The sequence below is a fragment of the Methylovulum psychrotolerans genome, from assembly GCF_002923755.1.
Taxonomy (GTDB): Bacteria; Pseudomonadota; Gammaproteobacteria; order Methylococcales; family Methylomonadaceae; genus Methylovulum; species Methylovulum psychrotolerans.
This window is the reverse complement of record NZ_PGFZ01000009.1, coordinates 182,683-197,422: the sequence shown is the minus strand read 5'-3', so window position 1 is coordinate 197,422 and position 14,740 is coordinate 182,683. Positions and strand designations below refer to the sequence as shown.

The following is a 14,740-nucleotide window of genomic DNA, read 5'->3' as shown; positions in this document are numbered from 1 at the left end:
TTAAAGGCAATTCCGGTTCGTAAATGGCGATGGCCGGGTTGCTGTCCTTGACGCGTTCCAGATAGCTTTGGCCGTAATTGAAGTGTATTGTGCCGCCGCCGCCCTCCAGCTTGCCCGCGACGACCGGTTCGGTCGCGCCCGGCAGCCATATCCAGACGAAAGCCTCCCTGGCCTGTTCAGAACGCATCATCGGCCACCTGGGTCGGTTTCCGTATGGATTTGGGCAACAGCACCAGTTTGGCTTCGGTTTGGCGCAGCTGCTGGGCCAGGGCGGGGCCGTCGGCGTCGAACAACCGGATCCCCACGATGGCGGCGACCTCAAAGACGACGCCGACCTCGCATTTCATGTCGCCCTTTTCGATCCGCTGCAACAGCCCCCGGGATATGCCCGCACGGTCGGCGACGTCTTGGACGGTGAGCCTGCGCTCCTTGCGTGCCGTGCGGATCAGCCCCGCCAACAGGGCGGCCGCCTCGCGGCTGTGGCGGGAATAGGTGCGGGTGATGGATTTGGGCATGGCGGTTAAATTAATCCCTATATGAATCATAACAGGCTGTTATGGACTTTTTATAGGGTAAGTTAACATGCTTTGCTTGGCTGAACAATTATAAAATTGTGTGGGGTAAATGGCTTTGGCGCAACCCTTTACAAAAGGCGAGGCCGGCCAGGTTGGCGTCGCTTCGGCGCGGCGTTCGGAGAGCATAAAGTCGACGGTGCATTGGCGGCTTTTGCCGCCAATGCAATCAGCGGTGTGTTGTGGCACTCGAAGTTCCCATTGAATCCTTCGGGATCAAGCAGCATCCCTAACAGCGAATGGTATTTTCGCTGTCGGTTATCACAGGCACTGTGTGAAGCCGGTAATAGCTACCGGGATAGGCGGTTTTTAAGATTTGGCGGGTTGGGCAAATCAGCCAAAACCTAAAATCATTACCGTACGAGACTTTCCGTTTCATGAAGCGCCGCTATATTCTCTCTTGCCCTAAAACAATCCGTACTTTTGTGTCTATATTGTACGAAACGGCGGTGTGTTACAATACCAAAATTTCTTTTGTTTCGTGGGGTGTTGCCTAGCCTAATATAACAATAAGATAGGCGATTCAAACTAACTTATTAGTTATGTCGTAAATTATCGCAAGAGTTGAGCCGGGGTCTTAGCACCGGGCAAAATTAACCTGCCAAATTGATAAATTGCTGGTAAGCCGGCTGTGTCCGCCCGGTGAGCTTCTCTTCTATTCGAATCCTATGGATAATTTCGATCCCGCCGCCTTTGATTTTGATGTAGGTCTCATCATGCGCCAAGAGCTGTCAACCGTCCGTTTACGGCTTTTTTCTGCCAAGGCGATCAGTGACTAATGGCGGACAACCCAGAAGTTTAGTGTTGCATGATCCACGGTGACACTACTCTCCGCCAAAACTACGTCCAGATCGCGGTGAAAAACGGCATTACGAACATAGAAGAAAACGGCGTGCAAGATATAGAGTTCGGCGTTAAGCAAGCGACAGGCTAAACGTTGGTATACTCGGTTAGCCTTTGCCGAGGGCTTTAACCCCTGCGCCTGACCCAACCTGTCAGGTTGACCGGTCTCTGTGTCGCTTAATGAGTGACGGCATCTATAACATCTTTCGGATAGTAGGTGCCTTTAAAGCTGATCTTCATTATTTAAGCCACAAAAATCGGCAGATTATCCCTTAAGTTTATAAAATGGGCGATAAAATTATTGGGTAATATTAAAAGTAAGATGGCATCACGAATTTCGAGGATTCCGGCTTACACCACCGTTAACGTATATTTTTGTACAGATGAAAATAAAAAACAGTTGTCCAGTAAATGGATATAGCCATAACTAAAGATATGAATAAAAATATATCAATTATTAACAAAGCTATCCAATCGTTTAATGACAAAATGACTGAAAAAATAGTCGATGAAATTGCAGTTGTGCACATTATCGGCGCATTTTCAGCAGGAAAGTCAAGGCTAGTGCGGGAGTTATTACGCCCACACAAAACAGCCCATGCTTTATTGCCTATTAGTTCACAAGAAAGGCAAACTGCTTTACCCCTAGAAATCACTTATGCCGAGTCACCTCGCTTGCTTCGTATCGATTCGGACAAAAATGAAACCCTGCTTTCTGCATTTCCTGTTCGTGAGGAACAACAGCGCTTTGATGCCAATAGCCATTACTTGCGCTTAGAACTGCCAGAACCTGCATTATTGATGGGTAATGTATGTTTGTGCAGTGCAGAAGAAGGCATTAAGCGGGTAATTTTGAAGGATATGCCTGGTTGGAATTCGGGTGATTCGTTTGTCGCAGAAAATCCATTGGCTAACGGTTTAGTGGGGGCAGATAACATTAGCTTGGTTTATGTTGTGCGTGCTAATGGTGTGGATAGCCAAGATGACTTATGTCGTTTACAAGCCATTTTTGAGGCAATTGAAACGGATGATGCTTTCTTTTACAACGACTTTCATTTAGTTGTGGTGGTAACACGCTGTGACAATAACAATGAACATACTGCAATAACTCAGCGTATTACCGAACGATTACAGCAACTAGCAGAACAAGTGGGTATTGAGGATACGCTACATTTAACCGTGTTATGCGTGGAGTTTGGTAAAGAACAAGACGCACTCAATCATGAAAGGTTTATTAACGATTTTTGGCAAACAGTCTTTGCACCGATTGCACAGGAAATACAAGATGCCCCTGCAACTGACTGGGCAACTCGCTTACAACATTGGCAAGCAGATTGGTTGATTCAAACCAAACTTTCACAGTCGTTACGGTTGATAAAAGATACAAAACATTTTGTTGAACAGTTCAAAAAACAAGATCAGTTTGTTGCTAATATGAATAATACCCGATTGTTAGGACTCTCTGAACAAGAACGGCGCGCCAAAGTACACGGTGCATGGCTTAAACAAGTCGGACAGTGGCAATCTAGCATTCAACAATTACAACTCTCTGCTGATCATCCGTTAGCAGTATGGTGGCAAAGTTATTGGCTTACTCAGCTACACACTCTAATCGACCCTGTTGATTCTTTAGTCCTAACAATGGAGGCCGCTATTCAACAATTACCCATAGACGCTCCAGATTTAGCACGGTATTTTCATGACCGCATTGAAAGTAGCTATCTGCAAGCGGTTGAAGCATTACAAAGTCATTTCCTTTGTGTTTGTGAAGCAATCGACCCTATACAGCACGATGGCAATCAAGCAAAACTGGTGGCAACTGTGTTATCGCTGTCCATTCTTGATGCCAAATACACTGATTATTATCAATTATTCAAAGCAGCCCAATAGAATTTATGACGACTATCCTTAATGATACCCTTGCACAACGTGAATCCCGCATTCAACAGGTACTTGCTTACATTCAACAAACCCAAAAACTATTTGATAAATATGCCAGTTCAGAACTCAAAGCTGCACAGGGGCGTTTTGAACCTCTGATTCAAGGTTTGCAATCCGACAAAGTAAGGATAGTGGTGATTGGCGAATTTTCACGCGGAAAATCGCGGCTAGTCAACGCGTTACTCAATATCGATTTACTGCCTTCAGCAAAAGAAGCCACCACCGCCATTAATACTTTTCTTCAATCGCCCCCGCGTGGACGCGAACAGGAAAAATATATCGCACTCAATTTCATTGATGCGACGCGTCCACCTGAAGAGTTACCTTGGGAACATGACGGGGTATTAAAGCAATGGGGAACAGAACTTGATAAAAGCAATAAAAGTGCGCGTAGCCAATTACAATGCATAGATGTTTTTGCTGCGCACGAATTATTAAACAAAGGCTTAGTCATTATTGATACACCGGGATTGGAGTCTGTTGTTGCACATCATGAAGAAATTACCCGCAAAGCCATTGCTAGCGCACATATCGCCATTTGGGTACAAAGTGTTGAACAATTAGGCGGTAATAGCCGTGAATGGCGGTTTTTAACAGACACAGTGCGGCAACATTTTCGTAAATTTTTAACCGTCGTCAATATGTGGGATCAAGTCTTAGAGCCCGAAGATGATCACGATAAAGCCAAGCCCGAAGCAGAGCGCGTTAGTGAAAAACTCAATACCGTGCGTGATAATTTTCGCCACCATTTAAATGACTTGTCCGAAGGTGAATTGGAGCTTATGACCAATGACCAGCATTTAATGGGGGTAAGTGCGAAATGGGCATTAAGTAAAAATCCAGAAGAACAACAACGTTCTGGTATTAACCACTTAGTGCGGCGTATTGCAGATTTGTGTAATTCAGGCGAGGCACAACAAGAGATTTTTTATAAACCACTCAAACAACTGAACAGCATTCAAATCACTTTAGACGCTGCTTTTGATGATGAAATTAATGCGTTAAATGACCGTCGCGATATTAAAGAACAACAAAACGAATTGGCTTTATTGGAACAAGAAATTAAAAATCAAACGCTGGAACAACAGCAAACAGCAAGAGATTATAAAGACGAACATTACCGAGCTGCACAAATCATCACAAAGCAAATCAATGAAAACTTAGTTCAACCATTGCGTAGTTTACGCGATGAAATAGACATTCTACTTACAGAAAATTACATCAAGCGTGAAGTGGACGCGGGGCGTAAAAATATCAGCCTACCTGTTGAAGCGCAGAAAAAGTTTCAGCAGGTCACCAAAGAAGTAGGTGAAGCATGGTTGAAACAAACGCGGGAAATAGAATTCGCGCTTAATGATTTAAAAGCCGGGTACATTGATGCTATGAAAAAACATAGTGTGCAAATGGAAAAATCTTTGGGAGGTATAAAAATTGAACTGCCAGAAATCAAAATTGATTTAGAACTCGATTTATCCAGCGTTATTGATTATCAAAAGAAAAAATTGGAATTAGAACGTAGCTTAGAAAAAACCGAAGCTGAAATGGAAAAATATGATTTAGAACACGCAAAACTGTCGGCTGATGACCCAAGAATACGTTCAACACAAGCCGCTTTGGAACGTGCACAGCGGCAATTGGAGGATTTAGGTTCTCAGCCTTCACCACGTAGTTATAGTGACCGTGAAAAAGTTAGCGATGGCGGTATGTACAGCAGCGCAGAATACAGAAATATTACTTGCTACGATGATAGCAATGTTAAGCAATACCAAGCAGAACGCGCCCAAGTAAAATACGATTTGGCTAATCGAGAGAAAGCCTTAGACCAACTAATGCAAGAAGAAGCCGAAAAAAGCCAGCAACGTCAAACCATTGATGTATCGCGTCGTAAAGCAGAACAAAAACTCGCAAAAATAGAAAAAGAACGCAAAGCACAAGAGCAACTGCTTGTAAAAGAAAAACAAGAAGTGATTGCCGACACATTGCGCCATTTACGCAACAGCACCACTGGCGAATTAAATAACCGTATTAGCTATTTAGAAAAAAATGCTAGCCAAATTATTGAGCAGTTATTTAATGACCAACTAAAAGCCTTGCTTGCCTGTGTGGAAGAGCAGTTCACTCAACCGCTGTTAGCCAAACAAGCTAAGCGTGAAGATGTATTAAAGCTGTTTGAACTTGGGAAAAATGACATTGAACAGCGTAAATCGGAAGTCATGCAGGCGCAAAAAGAACTGCATGAGGTGATGGAATTTACTAACAGCGCGCTGGCCAATTAAAGCTTAAGGGCTTAAACCCAAAACTGTATTCGCACGCGCTGTGTGGGGATACAGTTTTTTTGTGTGCCGCGCCAGCGTAATCAAAAACTTAAACCAAGGTAGAATTTATGAAAACATTGCAAGTCCTGTTAGAACAACTACCCACTTATTTGCACCCTAAAGTTCAAGCTATAGCCGACAACACCTTACACGCACAAACCCCCTTGCAGGTTTGCCTGGTCGGTGAGTTTTCCACAGGCAAAAGCAGTTTAATTAATACATTATTAGGCGAAGCCTTATTACCCACCGCACGCGAAGAAACCACTGCTTTACCCACTTTCATCAACTATGCGCCAGCATTACAGTTTGAATTAATCAACACTGACGGAACAAACACCGCTATTAGCCAAACCCAATTTGCTCAATATACCGTAGCCGCACCCGATAACGCCTTATGTTCATTATTGCGTTATCCTGCTGAATGGCTAACGGGGTTAACTTTGATTGATTTGCCTGGCTTAGGCAGTCAATCACAACGTCATAGTGATTACACCCACGCTCAAATCAGTGCGGCGGATACCATCATCTACTTATTGTCGCCGCGTGGCGCAAGCCAAGGCGATTTAAGCTTATTGCGCTTGATTAAACAATACGGCAAACACTTGATGATCGCCGTTGCCCAATGGGATAGCATTGAACAATCGGTACAAGACGGCGAACAAGCTCCAGATTTAATCGAATGGCAAGCAAAAATTGCCCAAGAAACAGGCGTGGATTTAGAATTAATCGGTGTGAGTAAATATGGACATCAACGTGATACCGTCATTCATTTTCTACAAGACACCAAACAGCGCGTAGAGTCGATTCGAGAAGAGCGTTTTTATGCGGAATTAGAGCCATTATTAAAAAATAGCCTTGGTGCGCTGGAATCTGAACAAACCGCTTGCGCCACGAGTGGCGCAGAAGAAACTCAAGCCTTACACACTGAGTTACTCAACCAACGCCAAACCTTATTAGCCATTAAAAGCGACTTATACGAACGTAGTAACCAAGACCAAAACCAGCTTGAACAACACGCCGAACAAATTACCGCGCAACACCGCAGCCAGCTTACCACCGTCTTAAATGATCTGTCACCTGCTGTACAAATGGACGATTGGCAAGTATTCACCGAATCCGCGTATCAACACTTAAAAAGCCAAGTATTAGCCGCCGCCGATGATTTAAAAGCCTTATCAGGCAATTATGGTCAGCTCAATTTACCCGATGTGGACATTCAACAATTCAATTTACGCTTGCCGCCGCCTGCTGTGATTGAATTTGACAATTTTCTTGATACCAGCCGCTTAAGCGTTTTACAGGCAGAGCTGGAACAAAAACAACAATCCGCTGACAGCGAACTTGCCAAAATTAACGGTTTGCCCGTTGTGAATGTTGAAAATACTTTGCAACAGATTAGCGAATTACGCGCCGAACGTAACGCGATTGCTCAACAAGAATTGCCACGAATTAGCCAAACCATAGGGGGCAGTGAAGATGCGGCACAAATGGGTAAAAATATTGGTCATGCGCTGGATGTGGCTTTTATTGTTTTTGAAGGGCCTGCGGTGATTATTAAAGCCTTATCCATGCTGGGCAAAACCGCAAAAACTGTCAAAGTGCTACATACTATGAATAAAGTTTCACAAGTTGTCAGTGACCCAGGCTTAGGATTTTTAGAAAAACTCTCTTTCAGTTATTGGGGCGAACAACTGGGTAGACGCTTTGACCAGCCCACGCAAAACTTAGACATTATTGATCCCCAAGCCGTAGCGGAACAGCACGAACTATTACGAGAAAACGAAAAACAAATCACCGCCCAACGCGCTGAATTGCGCCGATTAGAAGACCTACAACAACAACGTGATTACAGTAGCTGGGCGTTAGAGCAGAACCAAAAAGAACAACAACGGCTTAAAGCTAACATTCAAGCTCTGCAAGAAAAAGCCGAAGAGGCTCAACGCGAAGCCGAAGCCGATGCGATTCGCCAACAACAAGCACTGCTTAGCAACTACCGTCAGCAAATTATCAAGCAAAGCCTTGTCAATTTTGACCAACAAACTCGCCCGATGGTTGATTTACTCCGCACGACTTGTAAGCGTTATTGGCAAGAACAGGTGCAAGACACCTTAGCGCAACGCTTACAAACCATTGACACCTTAAATCAACAACTACAACAAGCCCCAGAACAAAAAAAAGCGACTTTAGCGGCATTGCAACAACAAGCCGAGCAAGTGCAAGCGGTATTAAATTCGTTAAAAGAAACAACTTATGTCGCTTGAAAACTTGCTGAATTATTCGGTGGATAACGAGGCCATACAGGATTATTTACATTCATTAGCTGAACGTGACGTTAAAGTTGAACAACGCAATGTTCATTTAACTGAAAAATTGCATTTGTGTGAGCAAGCTTTAATTGAAGTGCATAAAACACTACACGCAACTCGTGAAGAAGCGAACAAGCAATTGTTACTGAGCGAACAAAAATTAGCTAACACACTTGAATACTTGAAAGAAACACAGCAACAGCTAGAGCGAATCAAGGACGATCATAAATGCACCTTGGTTGAAATTGAGCGATTAATGGGTGAGGTTGATGAATTGCAACTATCCGCCATGCAAAAACTTCACGAAGATGCGAGTAATTTGTCAGAAAAAATGAAAGATTTTAGGTGGTGGTAACGATGTCAATTGAAAATTTGCTGAATTATTCAGTGGATAACACGGTAATTAACCATTATCTGCATTTACTGGCTAAACGGGATGTTAAAGCTGCTCAAATTCATGCAGATTTAATGGAACGCTTGCGCCTGAGTGATGAAGCCTTGGTTGAAGCGTGTGGTAGCTTTCGATTAGCGCAAGAAGCTAAGGTTAAAATTGCCGAGATAGCTGTTTTAAAAAAACTTGAAGCAGAAAAAAACAAGCCCGTAAAGCTAAAGCAGCCAGAGAAACCAGCACCCGCAAAAAATAAAAACTTAGACAAACCGAAATTAAGCAACCCCACTCCCTCAAAATCTGAAGAAAAACACATCGGGCAATTTATCGTGCGTAATGATGGCACATTGCTGGACACGAAAACAGGTTTAATGTGGTGCCGTTATTCCATTGGGCAACAGTGGAAAAATGGCATAGTCGTTGGTGATGCAATAGCAATGGAGTGGCAAAAGGCAAAAAAAATGCCTGGTGAATTTAACAAAAATATTGTTTGCGGCAGTTTCAGCGATTGGCGATTACCTAGCATTAATGAATTTCCGATTATTAGAAGCAGAGAGAAGGCGGCTTCAACTTTTTTTCCTCATGATGGCAAGCAATTTTGGTCAAGTTCTGAGGAAAATCAAAATATTATGAAAACAACCTGCCTTTTCAGGAGAAATGCTAACTATGTGACAAGCCATAAGACGGACACCTGTTATGTTCGGCTGGTGCGTAATGTCTAGGTTTGTAGGTTTGGTTAGCGTCACCCTATCTACTCTTAACCCAAGGAATATAAATGCTAGAAAACTTTTTTAAAGCCTCGGCAGATAACGATGTAATTAACAATTATCTGCGCTTGTTAGCACAGCGACAAATCCAACTTGAAAGCCAAGTTGAACAACTAACGACAGAGTTGCGACGTGGGCATTTACAATTTGCAGAACTGGCTTTATTAAATGCAAAAGATGGCAATCCACAGGTAACACCGCTCATTGTTGACACCCTTGTACGGCCTGAACTGATGACGCTACTATTGGGCTATCTTCCTGCTATTTTCCCAAATTTTTGGAACACCGTTAGCCCTGATGAATTAGCAAAAATGACTAGTATGAAGGAAAAGCCGATGATTCCATCGCCCTTCACCTATCCTGAAAGCCGTGCAGTTGCAGCCATCATCGAACACATCCAAAGCCTTCCCGATGAGGATCAAATAGTGATTGCTAACATTTGCTATATCTTACAGAAAAGATACGGTTTACGAACACACCCCTTCAGTCATTTTTGGTTAAAGGAAATGGAAAAATAGGGGCTGGTCTTTACCTGCCCTTAATAACAAGCGTTACCAGGGCAACTACAAAGGATTGACCCGACAAAGCCGCCACGCTCACTTTCCAATGGAAACACAATATCAATAACCCATTAGTCAAACGATGGTCATCATGAAAATTAAAAAATATTTTAAACGGCTGTTAATCAAGCTGCTGAATAACGACCTAGAAATTAAGGAACTTATCCGTGAGATAGCAAAATCCGAAGCTCCATTCAAAATTAAAACCACCGCCCCACTTGTAGAACAAATCACTACTGTTATCCCAATACCAGCAATCGCCGAGCCACTGAGGCAACAACTGGCCACCGAATTAGACTTGCTCAGGTATTTGGAAAACGATAAGGAACTGCGTGACTATTGGCTAGGCAATTTGCCAGACACTGAAGGCGAGCAATTGTGCCAACTGCTTGCCATAGCCGCTCAATGGGAGCGTATTTTGCAACTGTGGGATTTTCTGGCCAACCGATGTAAACAAGCGCAACGTGCCGCCACACCAGAAGAACAGGCGTTATTAGCGGGTAGCGTCACGATCCATAATCTTATCTGGACAGATAAAGCTGCCTGTTTATTTTCAGCTGAACTAGACACAAATTATGATTATCAACAACACGAACGCGCAACCTCCAAAGGCGATACGATTATTGAGGAGTGGCTATCAGGTTTGAAAAATCCTGCGGGTCAGGTTCAAAAACACACACTGGTAAACACTCGATAAACTTTTTATGGACAAACACACGATGACCACACCCGTCTTAAACAAATTGAAAGCCAAATACCGCAATCAACAACTCGTTAGTTTTGCCCATCAACTTGCCGCCAGTCCATTTTGGTGGGTTGTTAGTGCGGCGAACTCAGCCGCTAAATTGATGCTTTATGATACTACTACGCGCTTGCTATGGGATGCTAATCCAAAAACCGACAAACAGTATTTATTTACTGACGGAAATAAAATAGTCAGTACGTTTTCTTTAGCTGATTTGAAAAATTGGCGTTTACCGACTCCAGCAGAACTTTGGGGTATTGGTGGCAGTTCAGGTTTTCCGTTACACGAAGGGGATTATCGAAGAATTTTAGGGCAACACCCTTGGCTTTGTTCAACTATCTGTATTGATATGGACAATAATAGAAGCTCATTTAGTGCTACTGGCTATATTTTTTGTCATAATGACATTGCAATTCAAAAATCCGCCCAGCAATTTTTACATTTTTGCTTAACCAAGCAGTGGAATCTACTCTCATGCACCGACACAAAAGCAAAACCGTTGTTACAAAGCTTATACGCTTCACCTAAATTATCGGCATTATATCCACCCATTGATTATATTCGCGCCCGTCTGCCCCATCTGGAAGACACCCAGTTTACTGATCCCGCCAAAGGCTTATGGGAATTTTGGGGAATGGATGCCGCCACTTTAGCCGATCAAGGCTCACGCGCCCGTAATCCAGCGTTAGATATCCGCGATTGGAATGTGGCGATTGATTTTGGCACCAGCAGCACGGTGGTTGCGTATTCTGAAAATGGGCAATCCAAACTGCTACGCATTGGTGTTGATGATTTTTGGAAACAACAAAAACCCGAGCATTATGAAAACCCAACCGTATTGGAATTTGTCGATTTCACCGCATTTATAGAAGCGTGGCAGGCAGAGGCTTATCAGCCGTTAGTGTCATGGGATGATGTCCGCTGTTCCCATGAGGCCTTACACAATCTACGCAATCACGAAACCGATCCTGCGGTGGTTGCCAGTATCTTGTGCAAAATAAAGCAATGGGCGTTACGCGAAGGCAAAGATGCACGAACCAGAATCACCGATAGGCAACACGGTCTTGAACATGAACTGACACCGCTAAAACTGTTGCAACCAGTCAAAGGCGAAGCCCTTAGCGTTGACAGTGATTATCCTTTTGATCCCGTAGAGCTGTATGCCTGGTATCTGGGCATGACTATCAACTGGCGTGGACGGGGTATTTTTCTACGCTACTATATGACGTTTCCTGTCGATTATCCCGTTGATATCAAGCAAAAAATTCTCGCATCATTCCGTCGGGGCCTGCAACGTAGTTTACCCGCCACATTAGTCGGTCAAGAGGCGTTTCTGTCATTTAAAGTTGAAGAACGCGCTTCAGAACCCGCCGCGTATGCCGCCGTCGCCTTGCCGGAACTGAATATTGAGCCAACGACAAACGGCACACCGTACGCGGTGTTTGATTTTGGGGGCGGCACAGCCGATTTTGATTTTGGTTATTATCGTCTGCCCACTGCCGAAGAGGAGGACGAAGGCACGGAAATAGTCATGGAGCATTTTGGCTCGTCAGGCGACAAATATTTAGGCGGTGAGAACCTGTTGGAAAACATGGCTTATCGGGTATTTCTGCACAATATTGAAGTATGCAGAAAAAAGAAAGTCGCTTTTACCCGTCCGTTAGATGCCGATGATTTTGCGGGTTCAGAAATGTTTTTGGAGAAAACCCAAGCCGCATTGACCAATTCACTGATGCTGATTTCCCGACTGCGGCCATTATGGGAAACAGGTAAGAATGCTAATGCCAGTGGCATTGAGAAGATCCAACTGATTAACCGCGATGGTCAAAAATCAAATTGTGAATTTGCAATACCTGAACAGGTGTTGTTTGACTATCTTGAAGAACGCATCGAACAAGGCGTCGTTAATTTTTTCATCGCGCTGAAAAAAGCCTTTGCCGATAAAATCCCCAGCGAAATTCATATTTTGTTAGCAGGCAATGCTAGCCGTTCGCCAATGGTGCAAGCGTTGTTTGGTTTGATGCCAGAAGGGCAACAAACCTATACTGATTATTTGGCGTTACACGATAACATTCTAAGTATGCTGGAAAACTTGTTCGATTTTTCTCCTACACTTATCGTGCACCCGCCATTACCGATCGATGATAAAAATGTTTATCGGCCTACAGGTAAAACTGGTGTCGCGCTGGGTTTGTTGCAGCTTTGCCCTGGTTCGGCTGTTGAAGTCATCAATCGCACAATGGAAAACAGTTTGGGTGAAGCGCCGTTTGCGTTTTATGTTGGACGTATTCGCTCCCAACGCTTCCAGCCAGCACTCAAACAAGGTGCTGAATATCAGCAATGGCATGAAATAGGGCCTTATCGGGAAGGCGTTTTTAACTTGGTGTACAGCCAGTCACCTAAAGCCAATACGGGCGAGATGCGTGAAGGTGAGGCAGGCCTTATTTATAAACGTTTAGATTTGTTTGGTGCCAACGGTAAATTATTCGCAAGGATCATTGCCCCAGACACCATCCAACTGTGTACGGCGACAAGCGCAGAAGCAATACACAACGGTTCTCTGGAAAACTTGCGAGAATTGAAATTGGTTTGAAATGTCGGCCATGCTAGAAGATAAACGTAAATGAAAGCCAAATTAAGCCAAGCCCTACACGCCACTTTACACCAAGATATTGCACAATTGATGCCTGAAATTGACGAAGGCGCGAGTGCAGTGTTGGCTCGCCGCCGCTTACAAGCAGTGGCGGACAGTTCGCCATTAATATTGACGTGGTTAGCTGAGCCATGGTGGGCACAAGATATTGAAATAACTTTAATTCACTGTGCCAGAATTCATTTATACGCCCGAATCTTAGATGACGCACTGGATGAAAACTTACCCGTCCATCGTTTATTACTGTTACGTGCCCAAGCCTTATTTTGGTCATCGGTGGGTGAATTGGCGATATTGCACCCGCAATACTGGCAACAAAGCACCAAGTTAATTTATGAAACGGTAAACGCCGTTGAACAGGATGATAGCCAGAGTACAGCAAATTTATGGGGACTAAAAAACCATCATTTGTTGTTAATTCCATTGTTATTATCCAATAATAGCGATACATGGCAACACAGCAAAAGTGCGCTTTCTAATTTAATCTGGCTAATGCAAGTAGGCGATGAATGGCGGCAAGGCACATTGGATACCAAAGCAAGAAAATATCAGATAATAGCCCAAGCAGAACTCATGATGTCTGATGGAATACCTTGGGTGTTATCACAAGGGGGATGGAAATCAGCCGCTGAACGGGCCGTATGGGAATGCAGGCAACTACTAATGGTATTATAGGGTTTATTTACAACCTGTTTTCATGAAAGAATTGTGGGGTTTTACAAAAAGTATAAAATATATAAATAATCTGCCAATTTTTGTTGCTTGAGTTTCTCAGAGTTGAGTTTATAAAGGTTATGATTGCGACGCGTTTGTCCAAGCCATCAAAGTGAGGAATATGCAGGTGGTGATACCGCCCCGCAGCAACCGCAAAGAGCAGTGCCTGTGCGGTTAGTTTGTTATAAAGAACGCCATCTAGTTGAATATTTCTTCAACAAAATCAGATTCTACCGCAGAGTTTTTTCGTGTTTTGACAATATTCACGGGCTTCTTGAATTTCGGTTTGGCTCTCATTTGGCTGAGATAATAAATGTCAACACGCCCTAACCAGTATAATAAATTGTCGTTCCGGTTGTGTCCCTTACTGGACATTGTAAATAATAATTTTTAATTGAGAAATTGATCCTATGGCAGGCGTTAAACATGATCCCTTGGCTGACATTGGTTTGATAGCTGATAATTTGCGGGATCGTTATAAATCGGGTTTTCCTATCCTCAAAGAGATTATTCAAAACGCCGATGATGCGGGATCGGTTCATTTTTGCTTTGGATTTAGCAAAGGCTTGTCAGATGCAAATCATGAGTTATTAAAAAATCCGGCGATTTTTTTTATCAACGATGGGTTATTGAGTGAAACCGATGCAGATGCCATTTTATCAATTGCTTTAGGCTCTAAAGCCTCGAATGAAAATGCCATTGGTAAATTCGGTTTAGGGATGAAAAGTTTGTTTCATTTATGCGAAGCTTTTTTCTATCTTTCTGCCCAATGGGACGGCGGCGAGGACTTTCATAGCAATATTTTTAATCCTTGGGGTGAGTTAAGAGGGGATTGGGAGACTTTTGACAATACCGATAAACACCTAATCCAACAGCACCTGAAAGCAGTTATCGCTTATATAAACCAGCAAGCCGACGCAAAAACATGGTTTCTTG

Annotated in this window: 11 protein-coding genes and 2 pseudogenes; 10 read left to right on the top strand and 3 right to left on the bottom strand. The window is 43.5% G+C overall.

Annotation, left to right across the window (positions count from 1 at the left end; all coding sequences use genetic code 11):
* The 3 genes and pseudogenes from AADEFJLK_RS18210 to AADEFJLK_RS25670 form a co-directional block, all read right to left on the bottom strand.
* Positions 1-190, bottom strand: a pseudogene (locus tag AADEFJLK_RS18210) (type II toxin-antitoxin system HipA family toxin); the annotation flags it as partial.
* Positions 177-515 carry a helix-turn-helix transcriptional regulator gene (locus tag AADEFJLK_RS18205; protein WP_103975283.1) on the bottom strand — a complete coding sequence of 113 codons (339 nt, stop codon included), beginning with the start codon at positions 513-515 and terminating at the stop codon, positions 177-179. The pseudogene AADEFJLK_RS18210 and the gene AADEFJLK_RS18205, both read right to left, overlap by 14 nt.
* A gap of 746 nt (positions 516-1,261) precedes the next feature.
* Positions 1,262-1,494: pseudogene (locus tag AADEFJLK_RS25670) on the bottom strand (IS6 family transposase); the annotation flags it as partial.
* Positions 1,495-1,826: 332 nt separating this feature from the next.
* Here AADEFJLK_RS25670 and AADEFJLK_RS18195 point away from each other — a divergent pair.
* The 10 genes from AADEFJLK_RS18195 to AADEFJLK_RS24715 all read left to right on the top strand — a co-directional run.
* Positions 1,827-3,305, top strand: coding sequence for a P-loop NTPase family protein (locus AADEFJLK_RS18195; RefSeq protein WP_103975272.1), 1,479 nt, complete (start codon positions 1,827-1,829; stop codon positions 3,303-3,305).
* 5 nt (positions 3,306-3,310) lie between these two features.
* Positions 3,311-5,632 (top strand): dynamin family protein, encoded by a 2,322-nt coding sequence (locus AADEFJLK_RS18190; protein ID WP_103975271.1) that lies wholly within the window; start codon positions 3,311-3,313, stop codon positions 5,630-5,632.
* Positions 5,633-5,739: 107 nt separating this feature from the next.
* Entirely contained in the window at positions 5,740-7,932 is a 2,193-nt protein-coding gene (locus tag AADEFJLK_RS18185) for a dynamin family protein (RefSeq protein ID WP_103975270.1), read from the top strand.
* Positions 7,922-8,332, top strand: coding sequence for a hypothetical protein (locus tag AADEFJLK_RS18180; RefSeq protein WP_103975269.1), 411 nt, complete (start codon positions 7,922-7,924; stop codon positions 8,330-8,332). Before AADEFJLK_RS18185 ends, AADEFJLK_RS18180 begins: the two co-directional genes overlap by 11 nt.
* Before the next feature lie 2 nt (positions 8,333-8,334).
* Positions 8,335-9,087 (top strand): Lcl C-terminal domain-containing protein, encoded by a 753-nt coding sequence (locus AADEFJLK_RS18175; protein WP_103975268.1) that lies wholly within the window; start codon positions 8,335-8,337, stop codon positions 9,085-9,087.
* Between the two features lie 53 nt (positions 9,088-9,140).
* Positions 9,141-9,650 carry a hypothetical protein gene (locus AADEFJLK_RS18170; protein WP_103975267.1) on the top strand — a complete coding sequence of 170 codons (510 nt, stop codon included), beginning with the start codon at positions 9,141-9,143 and terminating at the stop codon, positions 9,648-9,650.
* Positions 9,651-9,783: 133 nt separating this feature from the next.
* Entirely contained in the window at positions 9,784-10,389 is a 606-nt protein-coding gene (locus AADEFJLK_RS18165; RefSeq protein WP_146054660.1) for a hypothetical protein, read from the top strand.
* 22 nt (positions 10,390-10,411) lie between these two features.
* A complete protein-coding gene (locus tag AADEFJLK_RS18160) occupies positions 10,412-13,030 on the top strand; it encodes an acetate and sugar kinases/Hsc70/actin family protein (protein WP_146054659.1) in 2,619 nt (872 codons plus the stop codon).
* 30 nt (positions 13,031-13,060) lie between these two features.
* On the top strand, positions 13,061-13,765 hold the full coding sequence (locus tag AADEFJLK_RS18155; RefSeq protein WP_103975264.1) for a hypothetical protein: 705 nt from the start codon (positions 13,061-13,063) through the stop codon (positions 13,763-13,765).
* 449 nt (positions 13,766-14,214) lie between these two features.
* Positions 14,215-14,740: sacsin N-terminal ATP-binding-like domain-containing protein (locus AADEFJLK_RS24715; RefSeq protein ID WP_211299264.1), on the top strand; the 526-nt coding region annotated here is incomplete at its 3' end.

Coding starts and splice junctions, on each gene's coding strand:
- AADEFJLK_RS18180 (WP_103975269.1), top strand. CDS start 7,922: ATGTCGCTTGAAAACTTGCTGAATTATTCGGTGGATAACGAGGCCATA.
- AADEFJLK_RS18175 (WP_103975268.1), top strand. CDS start 8,335: ATGTCAATTGAAAATTTGCTGAATTATTCAGTGGATAACACGGTAATT.
- AADEFJLK_RS18205 (WP_103975283.1), bottom strand. CDS start 515: ATGCCCAAATCCATCACCCGCACCTATTCCCGCCACAGCCGCGAGGCG.
- AADEFJLK_RS18170 (WP_103975267.1), top strand. CDS start 9,141: ATGCTAGAAAACTTTTTTAAAGCCTCGGCAGATAACGATGTAATTAAC.
- AADEFJLK_RS18160 (WP_146054659.1), top strand. CDS start 10,412: ATGACCACACCCGTCTTAAACAAATTGAAAGCCAAATACCGCAATCAA.
- AADEFJLK_RS18165 (WP_146054660.1), top strand. CDS start 9,784: ATGAAAATTAAAAAATATTTTAAACGGCTGTTAATCAAGCTGCTGAAT.
- AADEFJLK_RS18190 (WP_103975271.1), top strand. CDS start 3,311: ATGACGACTATCCTTAATGATACCCTTGCACAACGTGAATCCCGCATT.
- AADEFJLK_RS18185 (WP_103975270.1), top strand. CDS start 5,740: ATGAAAACATTGCAAGTCCTGTTAGAACAACTACCCACTTATTTGCAC.
- AADEFJLK_RS18195 (WP_103975272.1), top strand. CDS start 1,827: ATGGATATAGCCATAACTAAAGATATGAATAAAAATATATCAATTATT.
- AADEFJLK_RS18155 (WP_103975264.1), top strand. CDS start 13,061: ATGAAAGCCAAATTAAGCCAAGCCCTACACGCCACTTTACACCAAGAT.